Below are 26,000 nucleotides of genomic sequence, written 5' to 3'. Positions count from 1 at the left end.
GGGCATCGTCATGGCCAAACCAGGATTTCGCCTCGCGTTGTTTGCCACCCTGCTGGCGCTGATTGTCGTGCTGCTGGGCGCATATACCCGCCTGACCCACGCCGGGCTCGGTTGCCCGGATTGGCCGGGTTGCTACGGTTTTATCAGCGTGCCGCAAAGCGAAACCCAGCTGGCCCATGCCGAGTTGCACTTTCCCGACACGCCGGTCGAGGCGGACAAGGGCTGGAGCGAGATGATCCATCGCTACTTCGCCGGCACCCTGGGGCTGTTGATCGTGGTGCTGGCGGCGCGCTCGTGGAGCCACCGGCGCGATCCGGGCCAGCCGGTGAAACTGCCGCTGTTCCTGCTGGCGGTGGTGTTCGCCCAGGCGGCGTTTGGCATGTGGACGGTCACGTTGAAACTGTGGCCGCAGGTGGTCACGGGGCATCTGTTGGGTGGGTTTGCCACGTTGAGCCTGTTGTTTCTGCTGACGCTGCGTTTGTCCGGGGTGTTGCCCGCGCTGATCGTGCCCAAGCGCCTGCAATATTGGGCGACGGCCGGGTTGGTGCTGGTGATCGGCCAGATTGCCCTGGGCGGCTGGGTCAGTTCCAACTATGCCGCAGTGGCCTGTATCGATCTGCCGACCTGCCATGGCCAGTGGTGGCCGGCGGCGGATTTTGCCAACGGCTTTCATCTTACCCAGCACATTGGGCCCAACTACCTGGGTGGGCAGTTGGATAGCGAGGCGCGCACGGCGATTCATCTGACTCACCGCATCGGCGCGGTCGTGGTTACCCTGGTGCTGTTGGGCCTGGCCTGGCAACTGCGTGCGGTGGGCATGAGCCGCCTGGCGGGCCTGCTGCTGAGCGCCCTGGGCGCACAAATCTGTCTGGGCTTGAGCAACGTGTATTTCCATCTGCCGCTGCCGGTCGCGGTGGCCCATAACGCGGGCGGTGCCGCGCTGTTGCTGAGCCTGGTGCTGGTCAATTATCACGCGCGCACCAGCCTGGTCCGTGTGCGCAACCAGTTGCCGTTCGGCTGGCGTTTCATCCCGCGCAAACATGTCTCGGGCCTCATCACCCTTAAAGGAGAGATGCCATGGCGACCTTGATCGGCGCGCACCGCGGGCGGGCAATCTGGCGTGACTACCTGGAGCTGACCAAGCCGAAAGTGGTGGTGCTGATGCTCATCACCTCGCTGGTGGGGATGTTCCTTGCGACCCGCGCCGGGGTGCCGTGGACGGTGCTGGTATTCGGCAACCTGGGGATCGCCCTGTGTGCGGGCGGTGCGGCGGCGGTCAACCATGTGGTGGACCGGCGTATCGATGCCGTGATGGCGCGCACCCATAAACGACCGCTGGCAGAGGGGCGTGTGTCGCCCTTGGCGGCGCTGGCCTTTGCATTGTTGCTGGCGGTGGCCGGGTTGGCGCTGTTGCTGGCGTTCACCAACCCACTGGCGGCGTGGCTGACGCTGGCTTCGCTGTTGGGCTACGCCGTGATCTACACCGGTTTTCTCAAGCGTGCGACGCCACAGAACATTGTGATCGGCGGTCTCGCGGGGGCGGCGCCGCCGTTGCTGGGCTGGGTGGCTGTCACCGGGCATGTCAGCGCCGAGCCGTTGTTGCTGGTGCTGATCATCTTCGCCTGGACCCCGCCGCACTTCTGGGCCCTGGCTATCCATCGCAAGGAGGAGTACGCCAAGGCCGACATTCCCATGCTGCCGGTCACTCACGGCGAGCACTACACCAAGGTGCATATCCTGCTCTACACCTTCGCCCTGCTGGCGGTGAGCCTGATGCCCTACGTCATCCATATGAGCGGCCTGCTGTACCTCGCCTGCGCGCTGGTATTGGGTGGGCGCTTTCTGCATTGGGCCCTGGTGTTGTACCGTGGCGGTCGGCCGCACGCGGCGATCAACACCTTCAAGTACTCTATCTGGTACTTGCTGCTGCTGTTTATCGCCTTGCTCCTAGACCACTACCTATTGTTGAACCTATGACCCGAACTCAAAAAACCGTCTTTATCCTGGTGGCCATCGTCGCGTTGATCATGGGCCTGACCGTTAATAAAGTGCTCAACGGCAAAGGCCAGGGCGACCCTACTGCGCTGATCGATGCTGGCATCATCCTGCTGCCCCAGAGCCGCCAACTGCCGGCGGTGAGCATGACAAACCAGGACGGCCAGCCTGTATCGGTCAATGAATTGAAGGGCAAGTGGAGCCTGCTGTTCTTCGGTTACACCTTCTGCCCGGACATCTGCCCGACCACCCTGGCCCAACTGCGCCAGATCAAAAGTGAGCTGCCCAAGGAGGCGGTGGACAAGTTGCAGGTGATCCTGGTCAGCGTCGACCCGCACCGCGACACGCCGACCCAGCTCAAGCAATACCTGGGCTACTTCGACCCACAGTTTGTCGGCCTGACCGGCGCGAATGTCGAGGAGGTGCAGAAGGTGTCGAATGCGGTGAGCATCCCGTTCATTCCGGCGGACACCAGCAAGCCGAACTACACGGTGGATCACAGCGGCAACCTGGCGCTGATCGGGCCGGATGGGATGCAGCGTGGGTTTATCCGGGCGCCGTTGAATAATCAGAAGCTGGTGGTGCAGTTGCCGGTGTTGTTGCAGCGCAACTAAGTCGTACGCAGATCTGGCTAGCAATACATAGCAAATGTGGGAGCGGGCTTGCTTGCGAATGCAGTGGGTCAGTCAATATCTTCATCGACTGATACGCCGCATTCGCAAGCAAGCCCGCTCCCACATTTTTTGATCTCCGGTGTCTGGGAGATCGGGTTGGATCAGAACGCCGGCTTGATCGCGCCTTTGTACTTCTCTTCGATGAATTTCTTCACTTCAGGCGTGTGCAGTGCTGCGACCAGCTTCTTCACTGCATCCGAATCCTTGTTGTCTTCGCGGGTCACCAGGATGTTCACGTAAGGCGAGTCGCTGCCTTCGATGACCAGGGCGTCCTTGGACGGGTCCAGCTTGGCTTCCAGGGCGTAGTTGGTGTTGATCAGCGCCAGGTCGACCTGGGTCAGCACGCGCGGCAGGGTGGCGGCTTCCAGTTCGCGGAACTTCAGGTGTTTCGGGTTGGCGGTGATGTCCTTGATGGTCGACAGGATGTTGTTCGGCTCCTTCAAGGTGATCAGGTCGTGCTTGGCCAGCAGCAACAGCGCGCGGCCGCCGTTGGTGGCGTCGTTCGGGATTACCACGTTGGCGCCGTCAGGCAGCTCGGCCAGGGTCTTGTACTTGCTGGAGTACGCGCCCAGGGGTTCCAGGTGCACGGCGCCGACGCTCACCAGGTGAGTGCCCTTGGTTTTGTTGAACTCGTCCAGGTACGGCTGGTGCTGGAAGAAGTTGGCGTCCAGGCGCTTTTCAGCCACCTGTACGTTGGGCTGCACGTAGTCGGTGAAGACCTTGACCTGCAAGTCCACGCCTTCTTTGGCCAGGGCAGGTTTCACGAATTCGAGGATTTCCGCGTGCGGCACCGGCGAGGCGGCGACCTTGATGGTCTCGGCGTGGGCGGAAAACGCGGCGACCGCAGCGAAAGCAACCAGTAGTTTTTTCATCCAGCAAGCTCCTTGTTCGGGCATCTGCCGACTGATAGTCGGCAATGGCCGTTATTTTCGAGAGTAATGTGTCACCAGCTTGTCGCCGATGGTCTGCAGAATTTGTACAAGCACAATCAACATCACCACGGTGACGACCATGACGTCGTCCTGGAAGCGTTGGTAACCATAGCGTATCGCCAGGTCCCCGAGCCCGCCGGCGCCCACTACGCCCGCCATGGCGGTATAGCCCACCAGGGCAATAGCGGTCACGGTGATTGCGGCAATGATGCCTGGCTTCGCCTCTGGCAGAAGCGCCTTGGTGATGATCTGGCGAGTGGTGGCGCCCATGGCTTGGGTCGCCTCGATGATGCCGCGATCGACTTCGCGCAAAGCGGTTTCCACCAGTCTTGCGAAGAATGTCGAAGCGCCGACCACCAGCGGTGGAATCGCGCCGGCTACACCCAGCGAGGTGCCGGTAATGAAGATCGTTGTCGGAATCATCACAATCAGCAGGATGATAAATGGCAGCGAGCGTATGGCGTTGACCACGAAGGCCAGCACGCCATAGGTGGCTTTCTGCTCCAGCAACTGGCGGGGGCTGAACAGGAACAGCAGGATGCCCAGCGGCAGGCCTACCACTACGGTGAAGAACAGCGAAGTGCTGAGCATCAGCATGGTGTCGCCCGTGGCGACCCAGATGTCGGCCCAGTCAACGTTGTCGAAATAATGCAGTAATACGTCCATTAGCGCAGAACCTCCATGTGGACATCCGCCGCAACAAAGCGGGCAAATGCCGCTTCCATGTCGCCGCCGGTAATGGCCAGAGTCAGTTGCCCGTAGGGGATGTCTTTGATGCGGTCGATACGACCGGCGAGGATGCTGTAGTCCACACCCGTTTCGCGGGCGACGGTGCCCAGCAGCGGCGCGTAGGTCGCATCGCCCTGGAACGTCAGGCGCACGATGCGGCCTGGGACGTGGGCGAAGTCGTCGCGTTGCTCGTTTTCGTCGACCTGCTCGGACTCTTGCACGAAGCGTTTGGTGGTCGGGTGCTTGGGATGCAGGAACACATCGGCCACCGTGCCTTGCTCGACGATCACGCCGGCATCCATCACGGCCACCTGGTCGCAGACGCGGCGGATCACGTCCATTTCATGGGTGATCAGCACGATGGTCAGCTTCAGCTCGCGGTTGATCTCGGCCAGCAGTTGCAGGACCGAAGCGGTGGTCTGCGGGTCGAGGGCGCTGGTGGCTTCGTCGCACAACAGGATCTTGGGCTTGGTCGCCAGGGCGCGGGCGATGCCGACGCGCTGCTTCTGGCCGCCGGACAACTGCGCCGGGTATTTCTTGGCGTGGTCCGACAGGCCGACACGGGCGAGCAGTTCGGCGACGCGCAGGTCGATGTCCTTGCGCGACAATTCGCCGGCCAGGGTCAGCGGCAGTGCCACGTTGTCGGCGACGGTCTTGGATGCAAGCAGGTTGAAGTGTTGGAAGATCATCCCGACCTGCTGGCGGAAACGGCGCAGGCCGTTGGCGTCCAGCGCGGTGACTTCTTCACCATCAACCGTGATCTGACCGCCGCTGGGTTGTTCCAGGCGGTTGATCAGACGCAGAAGGGTACTTTTTCCCGCGCCGGAGTGGCCGATCAGGCCAAACACCTGGCCGTTTTCGACACGCAGGCTGGTGGGGTGCAGAGCGGGGATCTCCCTACCGGCGACGCGGTAGGTTTTATGGACGTTTTGAAACTCGATCACGTAGCGAACCTTGTGGGGCGCATGAAATAGGGATCAGCGGTTAGCCGGGCGCGCATTTTAGCCTGTCCGTCCAGCGTTTCTTAGCATTTATTTCGCAATCAACCAGTGATTTGGCAATAACGCGATCAAAGGTCATAAAAAAGGAACGGCCCAAAACCTCATCAGTCACTACTTAGGTAACGCGACTTCCCGGGTGCCGTGCCTGGGTCTGAATAAGGAGTTTTGACTGATGAGTACGAAAAAGCCCCAGAGCGAACTCGCCGGAACCGACACCCTGGACCGCAAGAACACCAACGCCAAACTAGAGGCTTTGGAAACGTTCCGCTCCGACGCCACCGGCCAAGCGCTGCGTACCAACCAGGGCGTGAAGATTTCGGACAACCAGAACAGCCTGAAGGTCGGCGCGCGCGGGCCTTCGTTGCTCGAAGACTTCATCATGCGGGAAAAGATCACGCATTTTGACCATGAGCGCATCCCCGAACGCATCGTGCATGCGCGTGGTACCGGCGCCCATGGCTATTTCCAGACCTATGAAAACCATTCGGCACTGACCAAGGCCGGTTTCCTACGCGACCCTGGCCATAAAACCCCGGTATTCCTGCGCTTTTCCACGGTGCAGGGCCCGCGCGGCTCCGGCGACACGGTTCGCGATGTGCGTGGCTTTGCCGTCAAGTTCTTCACCGAGGAAGGCAACTTCGACTTGGTGGGCAATAACATGCCGGTGTTTTTCATCCAGGATGCGATCAAGTTTCCCGACTTTGTTCACGCCGTGAAGCCCGAGCCCCATAACGAGATTCCTACAGGTGGTTCGGCTCACGATACGTTCTGGGACTTTGTGTCGCTGCAGCCGGAGTCGGCGCACATGGTGATTTGGGCAATGTCCGACCGGGCGATCCCAAAAAGCCTGCGGGCCATGCAGGGCTTTGGTGTACATACCTTTCGCTTTATCAACGCGCAGGGGCAGTCCAACTTCGTTAAGTTCCACTGGCGGCCTACGGCCGGCACCTGCTCGTTGGTGTGGGACGAAGCGCAAAAGCTCGCCGGTAAAGATACCGACTACCACCGTCGCGATCTCTGGGAAGCCATTGAGATGGGCGATTATCCCGAGTGGGAGCTGGGCGTGCAGGTGATTCCCGAGGATAAGGAGCATGCGTTCGATTTCGACATTCTCGATCCGACCAAGCTGATCCCCGAAGAATTGGTGCCGATTACTCCGTTGGGCAAAATGGTGCTGAACCGTAACCCGGACAACTTCTTTGCCGAGGTCGAGCAGGTTGCCTTCTGCCCAGGCCATATCGTGCCGGGGATCGACTTCTCCAATGATCCGCTGCTGCAGGGGCGCCTGTTTTCCTACACCGATACTCAGATCAGCCGTCTGGGTGGCCCGAATTTTCATGAGTTACCCATCAATCGCCCGGTAACGCCGCTGCATAACGGCCAGCGTGATGCCATGCACCGGACCACCATCGATAAGGGGCGTGCGGCGTACGAGCCCAACTCCATTGATGGCGGCTGGCCCAAGGAAACCCCGCCTGCGGCGCAGAACGGTGGTTTCGAGTCTTATCACGAGCGCATCGATGCCCATAAGGTGCGTGAGCGCAGCGAGTCGTTTGGCGATCATTTTTCTCAGGCGCGCCTGTTTTTCCGCAGCATGAGCAAGCATGAGCAGGAACACATCATTTCGGCCTACAGCTTTGAGCTGGGCAAGGTGGAGCGTGAATTCATTCGTGTGCGCCAGGTGAATGAGATCCTCGCCAATATCGACCTGGAACTGGCCAAGCGTGTGGCGCAGAACCTTGGCTTGCCGGTGCCGAAAACAGGTACGGTGCCGGAGCGCAAGACTTCGTTGTCACGCTCGCCGGCCTTGAGCCAGGCGAACCTGCTGTCGGGTGACATCAAAACGCGCAAGGTGGCGATCCTGGCCGCGGACGGTGTGGACGGCGCGGCAATTGCGGCGCTGAAAAAGGTGCTGAAGGAGGAAGGTGCCCATGCCAAGTTGCTCGGGCCGACCTCGGCGCCGGTGACCACGGCGGATGGCAAGAGCCTTGCGGTGGACGCATCCATGGAGGGCTTGCCGTCGGTGGCCTTTGACGCGGTGTTTGTGCCGGGCGGCGCCAAATCGGTGAAAGCCCTGAGCGAAGACGGCGTGGCGCTGCATTACCTGTTGGAGGCTTATAAGCACTTGAAGGCGATTGCAGTGGTGGGTGAGGCCAAGCAGTTGCTGGAGTTGTTGAAGCTGGAGGTGGATGCGGGATTGATCGTGGGTGGCGATGCCAAGGCGTTGAAGGCCTTTGTCGCCGCAATTGCGCAGCATCGGGTGTGGGATCGGGAGCCGAAGGCTAAGGCGATTCCGGCTTAAGTCATCTGTTGTTGGTTGGATAGCTATCGCGGGCAAGCCCGCTCCCACATTTTGAGTTGTGGATACACTCAAGTGTGGGGGCGGGCTTGCCCGCGATTGCTTTATTCCGTCTTGCGCGGAATCAACACAACCTGCGCCGGGATCTTCTTCAGGATCTGCCGGTGGATCTTCAGGTCATACGCCGAATCCATGCGTTTGACCCGCTTGGTCAGCAGCGTGGCCAGCCAAGGGTAATCCTGGGTGCGCGGCACCTGGAGGCTCACGTCGCACTGATAATTCACCACGTCGGTGGCGATGGCATCGAGCTGATGACGCAACGCCTGGATGTCCGTGAGGTTCAGCGCCACGGTGGTGCTCTCGGCCGCCGGGTCGATGACCTTGGCCTGGGGCTTGGCTTCGGCGGCTTTCAGCGCGGCTTCGGCTTTATCCAGCTCGGCCTTGCGGGCGTGGCTGATGGCGCTGTTCACGCCGCCGGTCAGCGCCGGGGCCTTGGGCATCAGTGCGCGGGCGCGGCTGAGGGCAGTGGCGGCGGCGTTGACGTCACCTTTTTGCAGCACGATCTGGCTGCGCTGCAGGTAGGCTTCGGCCAATTGGCGCTGGTAGGACTCCAGCGCCGGGTCGTTGGGCGACTGCGCTTGCAGCGCCGCAAGCTGGTCTTCGGCGGTGGCCAGCTCACTGCTGGCGAGGTTTTGCTCCAGCTGCGCGATGGCCGCAGCGCGAGCGTCCGGGGCCTCGGGGGCGGCGGGCGGTGTGCTTTGACAGGCGCCCAGCAGCAAGGAAAATGCGGCAAGGAGCAGATAACGGGAGGTGAACGGCTTCATTCCTGCGACTCTCTATTTGCGCAAAAAGCGAGCAAGTCTACACCCCTCGACGGGGCAGGACAAAACTCAGCAGAAACAGCGCGGCGGCCGTGACCACAATCGACGGCCCGGCCGGCGTGTCCTTGAACCAGGACAACGCCAGGCCCCCGCATACCGCGAGCATCCCCAGCAGGCTGGCGCCAATCGCCATCTGCTCCGGTGAACGGGCATGGCGCTGGGCGGCGGCGGCGGGAATGATCAACAGCGATGTGATCAACAATACGCCGACAATCTTCATCGCGACAGCAATCACCACCGCGATCAACAACATCAGGGTCATGCGCAGGGCCGGCACGGGCAAACCTTCCACCGTGGCCAACTCTTCATGCACGGTGATCGCCAGCAGCGGCCGCCACAGGGCCAGCAGCAACACCAACACGGCCGCGCTGCCGCCGAGGATCCAGCCCAGGTCGGTGGTGCTGATGGCCAGCAGGTCGCCGAACAGGTAGGCCATCAGGTCGATGCGCACTTCGTGCATGAAACTCAGCACCACCAGCCCCAGGGACAAGGTGCTGGGCGCGAGGATGCCGAGCAGGGTGTCGGACGCCAGCGGCTGGCGCTGTTGCAGGGTCACCAGCAGCACCGCCAGCAGCAGGCAGCCGACGGTGACAGCGATGGTCGGGCTGACATCCAGCAGGAAGCCCATGGCCACGCCCAGGAGCGCGGCGTGGGACAACGTGTCGCCAAAATAGGCCATGCGCCGCCAGACGACGAACGAGCCCAGCGGGCCCGCCACCAACGCCAAAGCCAAGCCTGCCAGCAGGGCGTAAAGCAGAAAATCAGCCATGCTTGCAGCTATCTCCATGAACGTGGGTGTGAGGTGTCGCGGGGTCGTCGACGACTTCGCCATGTAAATCGTGGGCGTGGTCGTGATGGTGATGGTAGATCGCCAGGCTTTGCGCGTTCTTGCCGAACAGCTCGACGAACGCCGGGTCGCCACTGACTTGTTCCGGGTGGCCGGAGCAGCACACGTGGCGATTGAGGCATACCACCTGATCGGTGGTGCTCATCACCAGGTGCAGGTCGTGGGAAACCATCAGCACGCCGCAGCCATGGCGGTCGCGCAGCCGGGTGATCAGGCTGTACAGCTCGGCCTGTCCGGCGACGTCCACACCTTGTACCGGTTCATCCAGCACCAGCAGTTCCGGTTCGCGCAACAGGGCGCGGGCCAGCAGCACGCGCTGCATTTCGCCGCCGGAGATGCTTTGTACCGGGCTGTCGATCACCTGCTCGGCGCCGACTTCCTTGAGCGCGGCCTGGGCGCGAGCGCGGTCGACACCGGGGACCAGGCGCAGGAAGCGCAGCACAGACAGTGGCAGCGTCGGGTCGACGTGCAGTTTTTGCGGCATATAGCCGACACGCAGCTTGGGCTTGCGCCACACGCTGCCCGTGTCGGGTTTGAGCAGGCCGAGCACGGCGCGTACCAGGGTGGTCTTGCCGGCGCCGTTGGGGCCGATCAGAGTGACGATCTGCCCCGGTTCGACGCTCAGTGCGATGTTGTCCAGCACGTTTTGCCCGGCGAACGTGACACCGACCTGCTCCAGGCGGATTAACGCATTGCTCATCAAGCCCCCTGGCAGCCCGAGCACAGGCCGACGACTTCGACCGTTTGCCCTTCGACTTTGAAGCCTACGTCGGCAGAGCTTTTGATGATGGCGTCGCTGATGCTTTTTTGCTCAAGCTCGATGGCGGCGTGGCATTCGCGGCAGATCAGGAACTGGCCCTGGTGCGCGTGTTCCGGGTGGTTGCAGCCGACAAACGCGTTGAGCGAAGCGATGCGGTGCACCAGGCCGTTTTCCAGCAGGAAATCCAGCGCGCGGTACACGGTTGGCGGCGCGGCGCGGCGGCCGTCCTGCTCGCTGAGCACGCCAAGAATGTCATAGGCGCCCAGCGGCTTGTGGCTCTGCCACACCAGTTCCAGCACGCGGCGACGCAGGGCGGTCAGGCGCAAACCCTTCTGCGCACACAGGGTGTCGGCTTCCGACAGCGCGGTGTGTACGCAGTGAGAGTGGTCGTGGGGACGGCTGGCAAGCGGTGTTATAGGCATGAGCGGCGACAGATATTTGATAGAGACGTTATTATGTTACCCGTTCCTACGCCATTGAGTGGTCATCGTGTCCCGACTTTTTCCTGTTTTTGTCGTATTCATCACCAGTTTGTTTATCTCGGGTGCCGCCCAGGCCGAGGTCAAAGTGCTGACCAGCATCAAGCCGCTGCAGTTGATCGCCGCCGCTGTGCAGGACGGCGTGGCGGTTCCGGAGGTGTTGTTGCCGCCGGGGGCGTCGCCGCATAACTACGCGCTGCGTCCATCCGACGTACGGCGCGTGCAGTCGGTGGACCTGCTGTATTGGATCGGACCGGATATGGAGAGCTTCCTGCCTCGCGTGCTCAAAGGTCGTACAGCGCCGACGGTTGCGGTGCAGGATCTTCCAGGCATGAAATTGCGTCGTTTCGCCGAAGATAGCCACTCCCACGCCGATGAAGCCGACGAGCACGACCATGATCACCGTCCAGGCAGCCTGGATGCGCACTTGTGGCTGTCCACCGTGAATGCGCGTGTGATTGCTGCACGAATGGCGTCGGACCTGGCCGCTGCCGACCCGGCGAATGCGGCGCGTTACCAGAGCAACGTCAAGGCCTTCAATGAGCGTCTGGATGCGTTGGATGCACGTTTGAAAGCGCGTCTGGCGTCGATTGGCGACAAGCCTTACTTCGTTTTCCATGAAGCCTTCGATTACTTCGAAGATGCCTACGGGCTCAAGCACACCGGCGTGTTCAGCGTTGCCGCCGAAGTACAACCCGGCGCCCAGCACGTAGCGGCGATGCGTACGCGCCTGCAGGAAGTGGGCAAGACCTGCGTGTTCAGTGAGCCGCCGTTGCGTCCGCGGTTGGCGGAAACGCTGGTGACTGGCCTGCCGGTGAAGTTGGCGGAGTTGGATGCGTTGGGTGGGTACACGCCGGCTACGGCTCAGGGATATGAGCAGGTGCTGGAGAAGTTGGGGAATGATCTGGCGGGTTGCCTGGAGTCGCTCTGACAGTCAACACAAGGCCCATGTGGGAGATCTATGGAGGAGGGCAATATCTCCACCAGGGGATGGCAGTGCCTGGGCGATCTCCAGCCGAACACTCACTATCCATCAACACCAATCAACTGTGGGAGCGGGCTTGCCCGCGAAGGCGGTGTTTCAGTGCCAGATGTACTGACTGACACACCGCCTTCGCGAGCAAGCCCGCTCCCACATTTTCTTGACCGAGTTGAGCCCTTAGAGGGCGAACGGCAGTTGTATCGTGACCTGCTGGCGTTGCGCCAGGCGGTGTTCGAACTCCGCCGGGTCATGAATCAACACATCCTGACCCGCAAACGACTCAGCCGCGATCAGGCGTGACAGCCAGAACCGCACGCATGCCACTCGCAACATCGTCGGCCACAATTCGGCTTCCTTCGCCGTGAATGGCCGCAGCCCCGCGTAGGCACCCAGCAATGCACGGGCGCGTTGCCCATCTATCACGCCGTCCTCGTCCGAACACCAGTCGTTCAAGGCGATCGCCACGTCGTACAGCATCGGGCCGGAGCAGGCGTTGTAGAAGTCGATCAGGCCTGTCAGATGCGTGCCTTCGAACATGGCGTTATCGCGAAACAGGTCCGCATGAATGTTCGCGCGCGGCAGGGCGAGGATCTGCGCCTTGTGGGCTTCGATCTCGTCCAGTGCGTCTTGCAGCAGGCGCTGCGGTGCTGCTTCCAGGTGTGAAATAAGTTGCGCACCTTCACTGAGCATCCAATCCAGGCCGCGATCGGTTTTACGCTCCAGTACTTTGTCGCCCTGGGTGGCCAGGTGCAGATGGCCGAGCAGGTCGCCGACCTGGGCGCAATGTTGCGCGTTGGCGTCCTTGATGTGCTTGCCGGCCAGGCGCGGTTGCAGCAGCGCCGGTTTGCCTTTCAGCTCGCGCAGGGCCACGCCGTCGGTGGTGCGCAGGGCGTAAGGTACGGGCAGATCGGCGTCGTGGAGCACGTCGAGCAGTTCGATGAAGAACGGCATTTCGGCGACGGGGCCACGTTCAACCAGGGTCAGGACGAACTCGCCCTGTTCCAGGCTGATAAAGAAGTTGGTGTTTTCGCTACCGGCGGCAATTCCCTGGAAATCTAGCAGGCGGCCGAGCCCGTAAGGGGCGAGAAAGGTTTCCAGCTCGGGCCGAGCCAGGGGGGTGAACACAGACATGGTTAAAACTGCCAGTACGGGCGCCGCGGTGCGCGGCGCCAATTTAAGTTAAGAAATCATTTCCATTCGAAAATCTTCCATGACGGGATCAGCATATCCGGCTGGTCAGAGCGGATGAAGTTCGCATCGGTTCCGTCCGCGCGCACCAGGAAATACGGAGGCGCGCCCTTGGGCGTTACCTTGATCGCGTACAGGAAGCCATTTTGGCGGTATTCCTGGATGGTCTTGTCGCCTTCGGTGCGGATCGTGACCTCAGGGTCACCACCGGGGGCGCTGTCGGCTGCCGTGGCGGCCAGCGGCAGGAGTGCAATCAAGCCGGTCAACAACAAGCGATTCGCTGTACGCATGATAACCTTGTCCCTTTGTCGTCATTGGTCCGGCTATTCTAGCGCCTGACCCGCCGAAAAGGTTGATCCTGCTCATGAGCCAAGCCCCCCTCGTCCTGGTGGACGGTTCTTCATATCTGTACCGCGCCTTCCACGCGTTGCCACCGCTGACCACCTCCAAAGGCCTGCCGACCGGTGCGGTCAAGGGCGTGTTGAACATGCTCAAAAGCCTGCGCAAGCAGTACCCGGGCAGCCCATTCGCAGTGGTGTTCGACGCCAAGGGTGGGACCTTTCGCGACGACATGTACGCCGAATACAAGGCCAACCGCCCGAGCATGCCCGATGACATGCGTGTGCAGATCGAGCCGCTGCACCAGAGTGTGATCGCCCTGGGCTTCCCGTTGCTGTGTGTCGAAGGCGTCGAGGCCGATGACGTGATCGGCACCCTGGCTCGCAGCAGTGCGGCTGCCGACCGGCCGGTGGTGATTTCTACCGGCGACAAAGACATGGCTCAACTGGTCGACGGGCACATTACCTTGGTCAACACCATGACCGGTAGTTCGATGGACATCGACGGCGTAAAGGAGAAATTTGGCGTCGCTCCGGAGCAGATCATCGATTATCTGGCGTTGATGGGCGACTCGTCCGACAACATCCCGGGCGTTCCGGGTATAGGTCCGAAGACCGCTTCCGGCTTGCTGGTGGGCGTGAATGGCGGGATCAAAGAGCTTTATGAGCAGCTGGACATCGTGCCGAGCCTGCCGATCCGGGGTGCCAAGACCCTGCCGGCCAAGCTCGAAGAGCATCGGGAGATGGCGTTTCTTTCCCACCAGTTGGCGACGATCAAGTGCGATGTGCCTCTGGACGTGGGCCTGGATGACCTGCACCTGAACGAGCCGGACCGCGACAAGCTGCTGGAGCTGTACGCGCTGCTGGAGTTCAAGAGCTGGTACGACGATATTCAGCGTGATGCCAAGCGTGTCGAGCTCAAGGCCGCACCTGTTGCCGGAGATGAAGTGGTCGAGGAGGTTCCCGCTGCGCCGCTGCAAGCGTCCTACACCACCATCCGCGACCAGGCCACGTTCGATCTCTGGCTGAAAAAACTCAATGACGCGAAGTTGTTCGCTTTTGACACCGAAACCACCGGTATCGACGCCCAGCAGGCGCAACTGGTCGGGGTTTCCTTCGCTGTTCAGTCCCATGAAGCAGCCTACATCCCGCTGACTCACTCCTACATCGGTGTGCCTGAGCAACTGGATCGCGACACCGTGTTGCTGGCTCTCAAGCCGCTATTGGAAGATCCGACCAAGCTCAAGGTCGGCCAGCACGCCAAGTTCGACATGAATATCCTGGCCAACTGCGCCATTGGCGGTGACCCGGCCCACGGTATCACCGTGCGTGGCATCGCCTTCGACACCATGCTCGAATCCTACGTGCTGAACTCCACTGCGACCCGGCACGACATGGACAGCCTGGCCAAGAAGTACCTGGACTACGACACCGTCAGCTTCCAGGACATCGCCGGCAAGGGGGCCAAGCAGCTGACGTTCGACCAGATCGCACTTGAGCAGGCAGGCCCCTACGCGGCTGAAGATGCTGACGTGACCTTGCGCCTGCACCAGGCGCTGCACGCCCAACTCACCGCCATCCCGAGCCTCGCCAGCGTGCTGACCGACATCGAGATGCCGCTGGTGCCGGTACTGGCGCGTATCGAGCGCCAGGGCGCGCTGGTGGATGCGGATTTGCTTGGCGTCCAGAGCATTGAGCTGGGTAACAAGATGGTTGAGCTGGAGCGCCAGGCGTTCGAGATCGCTGGCGAGGAGTTCAACCTTGGTTCACCCAAGCAGCTCGGGGCCATTCTGTACGAAAAGCTCGGTTTGCCTGTGCTGAAAAAGACCAGCAAGGGTCAGGCGTCTACCGCCGAGGAAGTGCTGGCCAAGCTGGCCGAAGATGACTACCCGCTGCCCAAGGTGCTGATGCAGTACCGCAGCATGAGCAAGCTGAAAAGCACTTACACCGATCGCCTGCCAGAGCAGATCAACCCGCGTACCGGGCGTATCCACACGTCCTACCACCAGGCAGTGGCGGCGACCGGGCGGTTGTCGTCCAGCGATCCGAACCTGCAGAACATCCCGGTGCGTACTGCTGAAGGGCGTCGGATTCGTCAGGCGTTTGTCGCGCCAAAAGGCTACAAGCTGCTGGCGGCGGACTACTCGCAGATCGAACTGCGGATCATGGCGCACCTGTCCAAGGACGAAGGCTTGATGAATGCCTTCCGCGATAACCTGGACGTGCACACGGCCACTGCGGCCGAAGTGTTCAAGGTTGAGCTGGGTGAGGTCACGTCCGACCAGCGCCGCAGCGCCAAGGCGATCAACTTCGGCCTGATCTATGGGATGGGGGCGCAGAAGCTCGGCAAGGACATTGGTGTGGATACCAAGACCGCCAAGGCTTACATCGACGTGTACTTCGCCCGCTACCCCGGGGTTCGCGAGTACATGGAGCGCACCCGCGCCCAGGCTGCCGACCAAGGCTATGTCGAGACCTTCTTCGGCCGCCGCTTGTATTTGCCGGACATCAACTCCAACAAACCCCAGGAGCGTGCCGCGGCGGAACGCACGGCGATCAACGCGCCGATGCAGGGCACGGCCGCTGACATCATCAAGAAAGCCATGGTGCTGGTAGACAACTGGCTGGCCGACTCGGGCCTGGATGCCAAGGTAATCCTGCAGGTGCACGATGAATTGGTACTGGAGGTGCGTGAGGATCTGGTCGCCGAAGTCAGCGAGAAAATTCGCCAGCACATGAGTGCTGCGGCGCAGTTGGATGTGCCGCTGCTGGTAGAGGTGGGTGTGGGCAATAACTGGGACGAAGCGCACTGATTTGCACGGCCTTGCCACCACAAGCCGTGGTGGCAGAGTGCTTTAGATCAGATATTGCCGTTAGTTATTTCCAATAGTTTTTCGCACCGGCCGGAACTTAACCCGTGAAGTGCCACTCAGAGTTACTGAATGGGTGGTGAAGCCCTTCAATGCTCCTATGTTGTGTTAAGTGTTGGCAGATATCTGGACCCCGCCCTAGCGGTCCGGAACTTGAACCCCGAACTTCCCCTCCCCATACGAAGTCCGGGGTTTTTTTTGCCCGCAGGAAAGTTACTCGGCGATTTCAGCGCCTTTGTCGGCCAATTCCATCCAGCCGGCCAGCACGGTGTAGGCCTCTTCCAGGCCCATGCGTTTAGGCGCCGAGAACAGCTGGATAGTGATCGCGTCACCCCAACCCTTGCGGATTTCCGCCTGCACTTTGAGCAGGGTGTTCTTGGCTGCGCCATAGGTCAGCTTGTCGGCCTTGGTCAGCAGGATATGCATCGGCATGCCGCTGGCCACGGCCCAGTCGAGCATCAACAGGTCGAAGTCGGTCATTGGATGACGGATGTCCATCATCAGGATCAGACCCTTCAAACTCTCGCGGCCACCCAGGTAAGCCTCCAGGTGACGCTGCCAGTGCAGCTTCAACGGGATAGGTACTTTCGCGTAACCGTAGCCCGGCAGGTCGACCAGACGCCGATCATCGTCTAGCTTGAAGAAATTGAGAAGTTGCGTGCGCCCCGGGGTTTTCGACGTACGTGCCAGGCTGGCGTGGGTCAGGGTGTTCAGCGCGCTGGATTTACCGGCGTTGGAACGGCCGGCAAAGGCAACTTCAAAGCCTTCGTCATCGGGGCATTGGTCAACTTTGGCGGCGCTGAGCATGAACGTGGACTGTTGGCACAGACCGAGGATGGGATTCTTGAGTTGCATGAGGTTTCCGATGTGGGCGATGCCGAGAAAGGGTGCGGCAAGCGGTGTCGTTTCCGTTTCAGTAGCGCCAGTATATAATGCCGCAGATTTTGTGTGTGCTTTGTCCCAGCGAAGGATGAGGTTCACGGGAGCGATAGACCTTTATTGCGCATTAGAACGCAAAACGCTCTCAAGCCCTGAAATGGTCGACGTATGACCAGATGGTTGCTCGCTTTTGGTGTCCTGGTTCCGCTTTACGGCGCTCAGGCTACACAGGATCCGGAGGCGGTGTACAACCGAGTTTGCGTGGCTTGCCATGCCGGCCAACTGCCCAACGCCCCCAAACGGGGTGATCAGGCAGCCTGGGCGCCAAGACTGGCGCAGGGCATGGACACGCTGGTGCAGCACGTGACCCAGGGTTTCAAGGCAATGCCGCCGCGTGGTTTGTGCATGGACTGCAGTACTGAGGATTACCAGGCCGTCATTCATTTGATGGTGAGTAAACCCGGTAGATAACTCTTAAACCCCTTAGCCGTAGTTGGATTAGCTGATGAACAAACTGATCGTGAGTCTGCTGTTGACCCTGGGCATCACTGGTGTTGCCCATGCTGCAGGCGACGCTACAGCGGGCCAGGCGAAAGCCGCCGTGTGTGGTGCTTGCCACGGACCGGATGGCAACAGCCCGGCGCCGAACTTCCCTAAACTGGCCGGCCAGGGTGAACGCTACCTGACCAAGCAGATGCACGACATCAAGGATGGCAAGCGCACGGTGCTGGAAATGACCGGCTTGCTGACCAACCTCAGCGATCAGGACCTGGCAGACATTGCGGCATATTTTGCCAGCCAGAAAGGCAGCGTGGGAGCGGCCGATCCGAAGCAGGTCGCCCGTGGCGAAGAACTGTTCCGCGGCGGCAACCTGGAAAAAGGCATGCCTTCGTGCATCGGTTGCCACTCGCCCAATGGCGCAGGCCTCGCCGCTGCAGGCTTCCCGCACTTGAGTGGGCAGCATGCACAGTACGTTGCCAAACAGCTGACGGACTTCCGTGAAGGTAATCGCGTCAACGATGGCGACACCAAAATCATGCAAAGTATCGCCGGCAAGCTGAGCAACAAGGACATCGAAGCGGTGTCGCAGTACATCCAGGGCCTGCACTGATCCAGGCGCTACGTTAACGCTCGATTAATCCGTCGATGCAAGCATAAAAAGGGTGGCCCAGGCCGCCCTTTTTTGTGGCCGGTGCCGTTACACTAACGAACTCATGTCCGCGTAGACCTGTCACAACAAAGGTCGCGTGAGGCGACTTTATTTGTCCAGGAGTAAAGCATGCGTAATCTGATCCTCAGCGCCGCTCTCATCACTGCCAGCCTCTTCGGCATGACCGCGCAAGCTGCCGATGTGCCGCTTGAAGCCGGTAAAACCTATGTTGAATTGACCAACCCCGTACCTGTTTCGGTACCTGGCAAGATCGAAGTGGTGGAGCTGTTCTGGTACGGCTGCCCGCATTGCTACGCTTTTGAGCCGACCATCAATCCATGGGCCGAAAAACTGCCTTCAGACGTAAATTTCAAACGCATTCCGGCCATGTTCGGCGGCCCATGGGATGCCCACGGCCAATTGTTCCTGACCCTGGAAGCCATGGGCGTGGAGCACAAGGTCCACAACGCGGTATTCGATGCCATCCAGAAACAAGGCAAGCGCCTGACCAAGTCAGACGAAATGGCTGATTTCGTCGCCACCCAAGGTGTCGACAAGGACAAGTTCCTGGCTACCTTCAACTCCTTCGCCATCCAGGGCCAGATCAAACAAGCCAAAGAACTGGCGCAGAAGTATGGCGTGCAAGGTGTACCGACCCTGATCGTCAACGGCAAATACCGCTTTGACCTGGGTACTGCCGGTGGTCCTGAAGCTGTCCTCAATGTCGCCGACCAGCTGATCGCCAAAGAGCGCGCAGCCAAGTAAGGGGCTCGCCATGCGCCGCTGGGGTACTGAACGCGTTGTTGGCCTGCATGATCCGCAGGTCAACGAGCATCACCTGGAATCCACGGGCCTGCCGGCAGACAGCCGGCTGCGCCTGCTCAGCTTCAATATCCAGGTAGGTATCAGTACCGAGAAGTACCGGCACTACCTCACCCGTGGCTGGCAGCACCTGCTGCCCCATAATGGGCGCGCCGGCAACCTGCAGAAAATCGGCAACCTGCTGAGCGACTTCGACTTGGTCGCCTTGCAGGAAGCTGACGGCGGCAGCCTGCGCTCCGGCTACATCAACCAGGTTGAACACCTGGCCCAGCTCGGGGCGTTCCCGTACTGGTATCAACAACTCAATCGCAACCTCGGGCGCCTGGCGCAGCACAGCAATGGCGTGCTCAGCCGCTTGAGGCCGTGGGCGATCGAAGATCACCCGCTGCCTGGCCCCAAGGGCCGTGGCGCGATCCTCGTGCGCTTCGGCGAAGGCCCTGAAGCCCTGGTAGTGGTGATGATGCATCTGGCGCTGGGCGCACGCACCCGCACGATGCAACTGGCCTACATCCGCGAGCTGATCGGCAATTACAAACACCAAGTGCTGATGGGGGACATGAACACCCACGCCAGCGACTTGCTGAACAATTCCCCGCTGCGGGACCTCGGGCTACTGGCGCCGCAAGTCGAAGCCACGTTTCCCAGCTGGCGCCCGCAACGTTGTCTGGACCATATCCTGCTCAGCCCGACCCTCACGCTCGAAAGCGTGCAGGTACTGGCGCAGCCCATCTCCGATCACCTGCCGGTCGCGGTAGAGATTCGTCTGCCGGGTTCGCTCACGGCTGATGCATTGCCCGCGTTGAGCCCTGGCCCCCGCGGACCCCTTGCATGAGCGACGACGCCCAGCGCTGGAAAGAAAAATACCTGCTAAGCATCGAACAACAAGAAAAGCTCGAGCGTCGTTGGGCCGCTCGCCTCGACTTGTTGCGTCGAGGGCTGGTGCGCAGCACGCTGGCGGCTGAAGGGACCGACCGTGCGGTCGACCAATGCATGAAGGAAATGCGCGACGTGGTGCGCACCGACGACATGGACGCCGCCCTCGCTGCCCTGTTGCCGCGCCTGGAAAAGGCCGTGCTGGATTCCGAGCAGCGCCGCGAAACCCGTGTCGACCAGATGAGTACCGCGTTGGCCTCCCTGGTCGCGCAGTTGCAGAAACTGCCACTGCCCCGTGAGGTCGCGCGCCCGCTGAAGACCTTCGCCAAGCAATTGGACGGCCGTGTGAGCCAGGCCCGCGAGATCCCGTTGCTGCTCAGCGAGTTGAGCAGCCTGCAAGGGCAGGCGCTGGAAAACCTGGAGCCGGATGGCGAAACCCCACGCCCGGGGCCAGGACTGTTGCAACGTTTGTTTGGTGGCAAGGAGGTTGCCAGTGAGGCGCAGGTGAGTGAGCCTGTGCCGGTTGCCGCGCCGCAGCCGCAGCCGCAGCCGCAGCCGCAGCCGCAGCCGCAGCCTGCCGCCGCCAAGCCCGTGCCCGTGACCGTGCCCGAGCAGCCCGCGCAGTCTGATGAGTTGGCCGAGGCGCTGCGGGCTTTTGCGCCACTTGCGCCGGCTGCACCCGAGCCCGCGCCATTGCCGCCCGCCCCTGTGCAGGCAGTCGCCAGCCCAGCGGTTGCAGCCGCAGCACCGCTACCCGCTGCCGCGGTGCCAGAGCCCAAGACGCCTGCGCCCGAAGAGGCTGCCCCGCAGAGCGCACTCGCCACCTTTGTCCAAGCGCCATCGGTGCCCGTCGATACCCCGGCGCTCACCGTCATCGGCAGCCTGTCGCTGCCGCCGGTGCTCGAGCGTGCCGACCCCGACGAGCTGCAATCGGACGGTATTTACGCCCTGCCCGATTCGCCCGAGCCGTCCTACAGCTCCGTGGCCAAACATATCGAAGACACCCTGCTCGGCCTGCTCGAGGACCTGTCGCTACCCGAACGCCACCGGCCCCAGGCCGAAGCCATGCGTGAACGCCTTGCCCATGGCTTGAACTGGTACGAACTGCTGCCAATCCTCGATGACCTGGCGGTGTTGATGCTGGCGATCACCGACAGCGGCCAGCACGAGTTCGAGGCTTATCTCAAGCAGCTCAACGAACGCCTCGAAGCGTTCCAGGGGCATCTGCAAGTGGCCAGCGATGGTCATGCAGACAGCCGCGACGCTGCCCGCGAGCTGGATACGCAGATCCGCGAACAAGTCGATGGCCTGCAAAGCAGCGTCCAGGACGCGGCCGACCTCGACAGTCTCAAGCACGTGCTGGAAAGCCATCTTGAAGGCTTGCTCGGCACCATGGACCAGCACCAGCAGCAGCGCGACCAGCGTGAGCAGGAGGTCGCGGCGCGTTTGAAAGGCCTCGCCGAGCGTGTTGCGAGCATGGAACAGGAAGCCCAGGGCTATCGCGAGCACCTGGAGGTGCAACGCCAGAAAGCCCTGATCGACCCGCTCACCGGGCTGCCCAACCGTGCGGCCTGGAGTGAACGCCTCGACCATGAGGTCAATGCCTGGCACCAGCAGGGCAACAGCCTGTCGCTGGCCATGCTCGACCTGGATCACTTCAAGCGGATCAACGACGGTTACGGCCATTTGGCCGGCGACAAAGTGCTGAAAATCATCGCCAATGTGCTGCGCAAGCGTCTGCGCTCGAGCGATTTTATCGCGCGGTTTGGCGGTGAAGAGTTTGTGTTGCTGATGCCCAACTCATCGCTGACGGACGCGCTGGCGGCTGGCGAGGTGTTGCGCGCGGCCATCGAGGCGTGCCCGTTCCACTTCAAAGGCGAGCCGGTGACGATCACGGTATCCATGGGCGTGGCGCAGTTCCTGCCAGGTGAGCGCAGTGACCTGGCGCTCAAGCGCGCCGATGCAGCGTTGTACCGGGCCAAGGCGGCGGGACGCAACCAAGTGCAGGCGGCGTAAAAGATGTTCCATTTTGTGATTTGACCGTCTGGTTGCAGTCGGTACGTTACACTGTTGCATTATCGTCTTCAGCGTACTGCCTTCTGCCATGAAATCCTTATCCATCGCCTTTGTGTTTCTCCTGATCGCCGGCTGCGCCAGTGGCCCGCGCCTGGACACCAGCCATCCCTCTTCGAACCACGACAACCGCGTGCAGTTCGTGATCGTCCACTACACCTCCACCGACCTTGAGCGTTCCCTGGCGCTGCTGACCCACGGCCAGGTCAGCAGCCATTATCTGATCGGCGATGACGCCTCAGGCAGGATCTACAAGCTGGTGGATGAGAGCCAGCGCGCCTGGCACGCCGGGGAAAGCGAGTGGATGGGGCGCACCTGGCTCAACTCCAGCTCCATCGGCATCGAAATCGTCAACCCAGGCTATCGCGACACGCCGACGGGGCGCGTGTGGTACCCGTATTCCGAAGCGCAGGTGCAGTCGCTGGTGGTGTTGCTCAAGGACATCAGCAAGCGCAACGGCATCGACCCGAAGAACATCATCGGTCACAGCGACATTGCCCCGCTGCGCAAACTGGACCCGGGCCCGCTGTTCCCGTGGAAGCGCCTGGCTGAGCAGGGCCTGGGGGTATGGCCGGACGCCCAGGCGGTAGCGCGGTTCCAGGTGCAATATGCCGCTGAGCTGCCAAGCATCATCTGGTTCCAGCAGGAGCTGGCACGCCTGGGCTACCAGACACCGCAGACCGGCGAGCTGGACGTGGCCACGCGCCATGTGATCGCAGCGTTCCAGATGCACTTCCGTCCGGCGTTGTTTGATGGCACTCCCGATGCCGAGAGTGCCGCGATCCTGCGGGCGCTGAACCGCCGCTAATCCGTGGCGAGCGGGTTTGCTGCGGCAATGCAGCTTCTTGTGGCGAGGGAGCTTGCTGTGGCCAACCCCCTCGCCACCGGCTACAGCGGCAGTGCCATATAGAACTGCGTCCCCTGCCCCGGCCGCGAATACACACCCATGCGGCCACCGTGCAGTTGCACGATCTCCTTGCACAGCGCCAGCCCCAGGCCGGCACCGCCTTTCTTGCGGCCGACCTGCACGAACGGCTCGAAAATGCGCCCTTGCTGGCCATAGGCGATCCCCTCGCCGTTATCCTCGACGCTGATAATCACTCGCTCCCCATGGCGTCGCGCCTGTAGGCGAATCTGCCCACCTTCGGCGGTATGGCGCAGGGCGTTGGCCAGTAGGTTGTCGAGTACACGCTCCAGTTGCGGCTGGTCGGCGTACAGGCGTGGCAGGTCGGGTTGGGCTTCTACCAGCAGTTCGATTTTTTGAGCATTGGCCGGTTCGGTGAACCGTCCACGGGCGTGTTCCAGCAGATCGGTCACGTCGCACGGCCCCAAGGTGAGTTTTTGCAGGCCGTTCTGGTAGCGCGAGAAGTTGAGCAAGTCGTTGATCAACTGCATCAGGCGCTGCATTTCTTCGTTGACCGTATCCAGCAGGTCCGCTTCGCGGGACTCCGCCGGAAATTTCGCGCGCTCGCGAAATAGCCCGAAAGCCATGTGCATGCCGGTCACCGGAGTGCGCAGCTCATGGGAGGCACGCAACACAAACTCGCTGCGCACGCGTTCGAAGGCGCGCTGCTCAGTGACGTCATGCAGCACCATGACCGCGCCAAGGATATGCCCCTGGGTATGGCTCACCGGCGTGAGGCTATAGGTCAGCAGGCGCAGTTCACCCTCGACTTCCACTTCCAGGTCATCCGGTGCGCGCTCCAGGTTGCCACCGCGCAGCACCAATTGCAGTTGTTCATCCAGCTCGGGGCGCATCAAGGCTTCACCCAGGCCCTGGCCGAGGCGTTCCTCATCCCAACCCAGTTGGCGCTGTGCCACCGGGTTGAGGTGCTCCAGACGGCCTTGGCGGTCGATCATCAGCAGGCCGTCGTCAATGCTGTCGAGTACCGCCTGCAAACGCTGCTGGCCGGCGAGCAGTTCGTCGACATTGGTTGCCTGGTGCTGGCGCAACGCCTCGGCCATGATGCCGAAACGCCGTGTCAGCTGGTTCATCTCGGCTGCTGAGGAAATCGGCAGTGTCACCTCGAAATCACCCTGACCGATCTTGTCCGCCGCCTTGGCCAGCGCTTCAATCGGTCCGCCAAATCGCCGGGCGATACCGTGGGCGGTGACAAAACCGATGATCAGCACCGCCAGCCCCACCAGCCCCAGCAGGCCGGCGATGAGCAAGGCGCGCTCGCGGGATTTGTGTTCACTGGTGCTGATGTTTTCAAGGGCCTGCTTGTGTTCGACGATCAGGCCGTTGCGCAGCACATTGAAGGTTTCGGTGAGTTTTTCCTTGCTGCCCGGTGGTGGCGAGGCTTGCTGGAACTGGTCAAACGCGTCCAGCAGATTCTGGTAATCGCTCCGGGCCTGGACGAAGCCCGTGCCTTGTCCGTTGCGCTGTTCGTGGGCGACGCCCTGGTCCAGCAGCTCGAAGTAGTGCTGCTTCGACGCTTGCAGGGCCACGGGGTCGGGACGCTGCTCCAGCATCATGATCAGTTGGTCGCCAAGGCTCTGGCGCAGCTTGAGGCCCAGGTCCAGGGTGATGAAGTTGCTGCGGATCAGCGACTCCTGGGTCTTGGCCATTTGCATGACGCTGACCAGGCCGAGGATCAAGCCCAGCAGGGCGACGGTGATCAGCGCTGAGATACTCAGGAACAAGCGAGTACGCAGCTTCATCGCTAACTTCATAAGGTGCAGCTCACAGGTTGTACTGTTTGCGTTTGCGGTACAGGGTCGACGCGTCGATGCCGAGGGTGCGGGCCGCTTGGTCCAGGGTGTCGCTGGTGGCCAGCACAGCGCCGATGTGGGCCTTTTCCAGCTCGTCCAGGCTCAGTGCCGCGCCGATGCGCGGGGCATTGTTGGTTGGTTGCTCGGCCATGCCGAGGTGGCTGATCTCGACCTTCTCCTGCGGGCAGATGATGCTCGCACGCTCCACAACGTTGCGCAGCTCACGGATATTGCCCGGCCAGCGATAGTTGAGCAGTGCTTCGCGTGCTTCGTCGCTGAAGCCGCGTGCCGGACGCGCGTATTCCTTGACGAAGCGCGCCAGGAAGCGGTCGGCCAGGGTCAGGATGTCTTCGCTGCGCTCGCGCAATGGCGGCAGGTGCAAGGTGATAACGTTGAGGCGGTACAGCAGGTCCTCACGGAAGCGGCCGTCGCGCACCATGTCTTCCAGGTTCAGGTTGGTGGCGGCGAGGATGCGCACATCGGCGCGGCGGGTGACCGGGTCGCCGACGCGCTCGTATTCCTTGTCCTGGATGAATCGCAATAATTTTGGTTGCAACGTGAGCGGAAAATCGCCGATCTCGTCGAGAAACAGCGTGCCACCGTCGGCCTGGTTAACCCGCCCCAATGTGCTTTCACTCGCGCCGGTGAATGCGCCGCGGCTGTGGCCGAACAATTCGCTTTCCATCAGCTCCGCCGTCAGCGACGGGCAGTTGATGGTCACGCAGGATTTCTTCGCGCGTTTGCTCCAGCCGTGGATGGCCCGGGCCAATTCACCTTTACCCGTGCCGGACTCGCCGAGGATCAGGATATTGGCGTCGGTCCCGGCGACTTGGCGCGCGGTTTCCAGCACGACCATCATGGCCGGGCTATGGGAATCGAGGCCGTCTTTGGGCTGGCGCACTGCGCCTTCCAGCGCTTCCAGGCGCGCGGACAATTGGCGCACTTCCAGTTGTTTGGCTGTGGCCAGGCGCAACTGGTCCGGGCTGCACGGTTTGACCAGATAGTCCGCCGCGCCTGCCTGGATCGCATCCACGGCAGTATCCACGGCGGAATGCGCGGTGACGATCACCACGCGCATCCATGGCGCCTGGATGCGCATTTGGGCCAGCACATCGAGGCCGTTGTCTTCACCCAGGCGCAGGTCGAGGAAGCACAGATCGAACACCTGGCGTTGCATCAGGGTGTCGGCCTGGGCGGCGCTGTTGGCAGTGGCGACGGTGTAGCCTTCATCTTCCAGGCAATAACGGAAGGTGCGGAGGATCGCGGATTCGTCATCCACTAAAAGAATGCGGCCTTGAAGTTCCTTGGCTGATTCCATCTGTCCCGCGCTCCTTAACTATGAATGATGGTGATTAGTCCCGGAATAATCGGGCAAGTTGCATGGTTTATTCTGATCGATAAAAGGAGGTGCCGTGCAGGTATCTGCGCTGCTTCCTACAAAGCCCTGCCTGATGGCGTTTTCATGCCGTCTTGCCACTTCGGCAACTCACCGACAGCTTTCTATCCATTGATC

24 protein-coding genes are annotated in these 26,000 nt (G+C 61.5%); 12 read left to right on the top strand and 12 right to left on the bottom strand.

Going from position 1 to position 26,000, the window contains the following annotated elements; genetic code table 11:
- Positions 1 to 10: 10 nt before the first annotated feature.
- Genes OPU96_RS10885 through OPU96_RS10875 form a run of 3 tightly spaced genes read left to right on the top strand, consistent with a single transcriptional unit; the run spans position 11 to position 2,609 of the window.
- Positions 11 to 1,090, top strand: a complete 1,080-nt coding sequence (locus OPU96_RS10885; RefSeq protein WP_192298189.1) for a COX15/CtaA family protein — start codon at positions 11 to 13, stop codon at positions 1,088 to 1,090.
- Positions 1,078 to 1,977: a heme o synthase gene (gene cyoE, locus OPU96_RS10880; protein WP_192298190.1), complete on the top strand. Its 900-nt coding sequence runs from the start codon at positions 1,078 to 1,080 to the stop codon at positions 1,975 to 1,977. The genes OPU96_RS10885 and cyoE overlap by 13 nt, the downstream gene beginning before the upstream one ends.
- Positions 1,974 to 2,609 (top strand): SCO family protein, encoded by a 636-nt coding sequence (locus OPU96_RS10875; protein ID WP_192298191.1) that lies wholly within the window; start codon positions 1,974 to 1,976, stop codon positions 2,607 to 2,609. The genes cyoE and OPU96_RS10875 overlap by 4 nt, the downstream gene beginning before the upstream one ends.
- Before the next feature lie 161 nt (positions 2,610 to 2,770).
- Here the strand turns inward: OPU96_RS10875 and OPU96_RS10870 are convergent, their stop codons facing one another.
- From OPU96_RS10870 to OPU96_RS10860, 3 genes are read right to left on the bottom strand one after another with little or no spacing between them, the layout of a single operon-like run.
- Positions 2,771 to 3,541 (bottom strand): MetQ/NlpA family ABC transporter substrate-binding protein, encoded by a 771-nt coding sequence (locus tag OPU96_RS10870; protein WP_498559069.1) that lies wholly within the window; start codon positions 3,539 to 3,541, stop codon positions 2,771 to 2,773.
- A 51-nt stretch (positions 3,542 to 3,592) separates the two neighbouring features.
- Positions 3,593 to 4,267, bottom strand: a complete 675-nt coding sequence (locus tag OPU96_RS10865) for a methionine ABC transporter permease (RefSeq protein ID WP_226454795.1) — start codon at positions 4,265 to 4,267, stop codon at positions 3,593 to 3,595.
- Positions 4,267 to 5,274, bottom strand: a complete 1,008-nt coding sequence (locus tag OPU96_RS10860; protein ID WP_192298194.1) for a methionine ABC transporter ATP-binding protein — start codon at positions 5,272 to 5,274, stop codon at positions 4,267 to 4,269. The genes OPU96_RS10865 and OPU96_RS10860 overlap by 1 nt, the downstream gene beginning before the upstream one ends.
- Positions 5,275 to 5,503: 229 nt before the next feature.
- On the opposite strand from OPU96_RS10860, the gene katE reads away from it, so the two are divergent.
- Entirely contained in the window at positions 5,504 to 7,633 is a 2,130-nt protein-coding gene (katE, locus tag OPU96_RS10855) for a catalase HPII (RefSeq protein WP_226454796.1), read from the top strand.
- A gap of 101 nt (positions 7,634 to 7,734) precedes the next feature.
- Here the strand turns inward: katE and OPU96_RS10850 are convergent, their stop codons facing one another.
- Genes OPU96_RS10850 through OPU96_RS10835 form a run of 4 tightly spaced genes read right to left on the bottom strand, consistent with a single transcriptional unit; the run spans position 7,735 to position 10,540 of the window.
- Positions 7,735 to 8,454: a PA5502 family lipoprotein gene (locus OPU96_RS10850; RefSeq protein WP_226454797.1), complete on the bottom strand. Its 720-nt coding sequence runs from the start codon at positions 8,452 to 8,454 to the stop codon at positions 7,735 to 7,737.
- A 37-nt stretch (positions 8,455 to 8,491) separates the two neighbouring features.
- Positions 8,492 to 9,280, bottom strand: a complete 789-nt coding sequence (znuB, locus tag OPU96_RS10845; protein WP_192298197.1) for a zinc ABC transporter permease subunit ZnuB — start codon at positions 9,278 to 9,280, stop codon at positions 8,492 to 8,494.
- Positions 9,273 to 10,058: a zinc ABC transporter ATP-binding protein ZnuC gene (gene znuC, locus OPU96_RS10840; protein WP_192298198.1), complete on the bottom strand. Its 786-nt coding sequence runs from the start codon at positions 10,056 to 10,058 to the stop codon at positions 9,273 to 9,275. Before znuC ends, znuB begins: the two co-directional genes overlap by 8 nt.
- Entirely contained in the window at positions 10,058 to 10,540 is a 483-nt protein-coding gene (locus OPU96_RS10835) for a Fur family transcriptional regulator (protein ID WP_192298199.1), read from the bottom strand. The genes znuC and OPU96_RS10835 overlap by 1 nt, the downstream gene beginning before the upstream one ends.
- Positions 10,541 to 10,598: 58 nt before the next feature.
- On the opposite strand from OPU96_RS10835, the gene OPU96_RS10830 reads away from it, so the two are divergent.
- On the top strand, positions 10,599 to 11,528 hold the full coding sequence (locus OPU96_RS10830) for a zinc ABC transporter substrate-binding protein (RefSeq protein ID WP_226454798.1): 930 nt from the start codon (positions 10,599 to 10,601) through the stop codon (positions 11,526 to 11,528).
- 228 nt (positions 11,529 to 11,756) lie between these two features.
- Here the strand turns inward: OPU96_RS10830 and OPU96_RS10825 are convergent, their stop codons facing one another.
- Both OPU96_RS10825 and OPU96_RS10820 read right to left on the bottom strand, forming a co-directional pair.
- Positions 11,757 to 12,710, bottom strand: a complete 954-nt coding sequence (locus tag OPU96_RS10825) for a homoserine kinase (RefSeq protein WP_463984043.1) — start codon at positions 12,708 to 12,710, stop codon at positions 11,757 to 11,759.
- A gap of 56 nt (positions 12,711 to 12,766) precedes the next feature.
- A complete protein-coding gene (locus OPU96_RS10820) occupies positions 12,767 to 13,057 on the bottom strand; it encodes a DUF2782 domain-containing protein (protein ID WP_017734691.1) in 291 nt (96 codons plus the stop codon).
- Between the two features lie 74 nt (positions 13,058 to 13,131).
- Between OPU96_RS10820 and polA the strand changes: the two genes are divergently transcribed.
- Positions 13,132 to 15,918 carry a DNA polymerase I gene (gene polA / locus OPU96_RS10815; RefSeq protein WP_226454800.1) on the top strand — a complete coding sequence of 929 codons (2,787 nt, stop codon included), beginning with the start codon at positions 13,132 to 13,134 and terminating at the stop codon, positions 15,916 to 15,918.
- Positions 15,919 to 16,188: 270 nt separating this feature from the next.
- Here the strand turns inward: polA and yihA are convergent, their stop codons facing one another.
- Entirely contained in the window at positions 16,189 to 16,830 is a 642-nt protein-coding gene (gene yihA / locus OPU96_RS10810; RefSeq protein ID WP_192298203.1) for a ribosome biogenesis GTP-binding protein YihA/YsxC, read from the bottom strand.
- A gap of 192 nt (positions 16,831 to 17,022) precedes the next feature.
- On the opposite strand from yihA, the gene OPU96_RS10805 reads away from it, so the two are divergent.
- The 6 genes from OPU96_RS10805 to OPU96_RS10780 all read left to right on the top strand — a co-directional run bounded on the left by OPU96_RS10805 (position 17,023) and on the right by OPU96_RS10780 (position 22,580).
- Complete coding sequence (locus tag OPU96_RS10805; protein WP_192298204.1) at positions 17,023 to 17,325, top strand: c-type cytochrome; 303 nt, start codon at positions 17,023 to 17,025, stop codon at positions 17,323 to 17,325.
- A gap of 34 nt (positions 17,326 to 17,359) precedes the next feature.
- Complete coding sequence (locus OPU96_RS10800; protein WP_226454802.1) at positions 17,360 to 17,965, top strand: c-type cytochrome; 606 nt, start codon at positions 17,360 to 17,362, stop codon at positions 17,963 to 17,965.
- 168 nt (positions 17,966 to 18,133) lie between these two features.
- Complete coding sequence (gene dsbA / locus OPU96_RS10795) at positions 18,134 to 18,769, top strand: thiol:disulfide interchange protein DsbA (protein ID WP_226454803.1); 636 nt, start codon at positions 18,134 to 18,136, stop codon at positions 18,767 to 18,769.
- A gap of 10 nt (positions 18,770 to 18,779) precedes the next feature.
- A complete protein-coding gene (locus OPU96_RS10790) occupies positions 18,780 to 19,658 on the top strand; it encodes an endonuclease/exonuclease/phosphatase family protein (RefSeq protein ID WP_192298207.1) in 879 nt (292 codons plus the stop codon).
- Positions 19,655 to 21,715 carry a GGDEF domain-containing protein gene (locus OPU96_RS10785; RefSeq protein WP_498559068.1) on the top strand — a complete coding sequence of 687 codons (2,061 nt, stop codon included), beginning with the start codon at positions 19,655 to 19,657 and terminating at the stop codon, positions 21,713 to 21,715. The genes OPU96_RS10790 and OPU96_RS10785 overlap by 4 nt, the downstream gene beginning before the upstream one ends.
- Before the next feature lie 88 nt (positions 21,716 to 21,803).
- Complete coding sequence (locus tag OPU96_RS10780) at positions 21,804 to 22,580, top strand: N-acetylmuramoyl-L-alanine amidase (protein WP_192298209.1); 777 nt, start codon at positions 21,804 to 21,806, stop codon at positions 22,578 to 22,580.
- 80 nt (positions 22,581 to 22,660) lie between these two features.
- Here the strand turns inward: OPU96_RS10780 and OPU96_RS10775 are convergent, their stop codons facing one another.
- Together OPU96_RS10775 and algB are read right to left on the bottom strand one after the other, a co-directional pair.
- A complete protein-coding gene (locus tag OPU96_RS10775) occupies positions 22,661 to 24,448 on the bottom strand; it encodes an ATP-binding protein (protein WP_226454806.1) in 1,788 nt (595 codons plus the stop codon).
- A 10-nt stretch (positions 24,449 to 24,458) separates the two neighbouring features.
- Positions 24,459 to 25,805, bottom strand: coding sequence for a sigma-54-dependent response regulator transcription factor AlgB (algB, locus tag OPU96_RS10770; protein WP_192298211.1), 1,347 nt, complete (start codon positions 25,803 to 25,805; stop codon positions 24,459 to 24,461).
- Positions 25,806 to 26,000: the final 195 nt, after the last annotated feature.

This window comes from Pseudomonas sp. RP-B7, from assembly GCF_059803535.1.
This window is presented reverse-complemented; position numbering and strand designations above follow the sequence as displayed.

Bases quoted from the DNA above. Each gene is read 5' to 3' on its own strand.
- dsbA (WP_226454803.1), top strand. From the start codon at position 18,134: ATGCGTAATCTGATCCTCAGCGCCGCTCTCATCACTGCCAGCCTCTTC.
- OPU96_RS10820 (WP_017734691.1), bottom strand. From the start codon at position 13,057: ATGCGTACAGCGAATCGCTTGTTGTTGACCGGCTTGATTGCACTCCTG.
- OPU96_RS10835 (WP_192298199.1), bottom strand. From the start codon at position 10,540: ATGCCTATAACACCGCTTGCCAGCCGTCCCCACGACCACTCTCACTGC.
- OPU96_RS10785 (WP_498559068.1), top strand. From the start codon at position 19,655: ATGAGCGACGACGCCCAGCGCTGGAAAGAAAAATACCTGCTAAGCATC.
- OPU96_RS10775 (WP_226454806.1), bottom strand. From the start codon at position 24,448: ATGAAGTTAGCGATGAAGCTGCGTACTCGCTTGTTCCTGAGTATCTCA.
- znuC (WP_192298198.1), bottom strand. From the start codon at position 10,058: ATGAGCAATGCGTTAATCCGCCTGGAGCAGGTCGGTGTCACGTTCGCC.
- OPU96_RS10885 (WP_192298189.1), top strand. From the start codon at position 11: ATGGCCAAACCAGGATTTCGCCTCGCGTTGTTTGCCACCCTGCTGGCG.
- OPU96_RS10865 (WP_226454795.1), bottom strand. From the start codon at position 4,267: ATGGACGTATTACTGCATTATTTCGACAACGTTGACTGGGCCGACATC.
- polA (WP_226454800.1), top strand. From the start codon at position 13,132: ATGAGCCAAGCCCCCCTCGTCCTGGTGGACGGTTCTTCATATCTGTAC.
- OPU96_RS10800 (WP_226454802.1), top strand. From the start codon at position 17,360: ATGAACAAACTGATCGTGAGTCTGCTGTTGACCCTGGGCATCACTGGT.
- OPU96_RS10805 (WP_192298204.1), top strand. From the start codon at position 17,023: ATGACCAGATGGTTGCTCGCTTTTGGTGTCCTGGTTCCGCTTTACGGC.
- OPU96_RS10875 (WP_192298191.1), top strand. From the start codon at position 1,974: ATGACCCGAACTCAAAAAACCGTCTTTATCCTGGTGGCCATCGTCGCG.
- OPU96_RS10780 (WP_192298209.1), top strand. From the start codon at position 21,804: ATGAAATCCTTATCCATCGCCTTTGTGTTTCTCCTGATCGCCGGCTGC.
- OPU96_RS10790 (WP_192298207.1), top strand. From the start codon at position 18,780: ATGCGCCGCTGGGGTACTGAACGCGTTGTTGGCCTGCATGATCCGCAG.
- cyoE (WP_192298190.1), top strand. From the start codon at position 1,078: ATGGCGACCTTGATCGGCGCGCACCGCGGGCGGGCAATCTGGCGTGAC.
- OPU96_RS10825 (WP_463984043.1), bottom strand. From the start codon at position 12,710: ATGTCTGTGTTCACCCCCCTGGCTCGGCCCGAGCTGGAAACCTTTCTC.
- algB (WP_192298211.1), bottom strand. From the start codon at position 25,805: ATGGAATCAGCCAAGGAACTTCAAGGCCGCATTCTTTTAGTGGATGAC.
- katE (WP_226454796.1), top strand. From the start codon at position 5,504: ATGAGTACGAAAAAGCCCCAGAGCGAACTCGCCGGAACCGACACCCTG.
- OPU96_RS10870 (WP_498559069.1), bottom strand. From the start codon at position 3,541: ATGAAAAAACTACTGGTTGCTTTCGCTGCGGTCGCCGCGTTTTCCGCC.
- OPU96_RS10850 (WP_226454797.1), bottom strand. From the start codon at position 8,454: ATGAAGCCGTTCACCTCCCGTTATCTGCTCCTTGCCGCATTTTCCTTG.
- yihA (WP_192298203.1), bottom strand. From the start codon at position 16,830: ATGCAACTCAAGAATCCCATCCTCGGTCTGTGCCAACAGTCCACGTTC.
- znuB (WP_192298197.1), bottom strand. From the start codon at position 9,280: ATGGCTGATTTTCTGCTTTACGCCCTGCTGGCAGGCTTGGCTTTGGCG.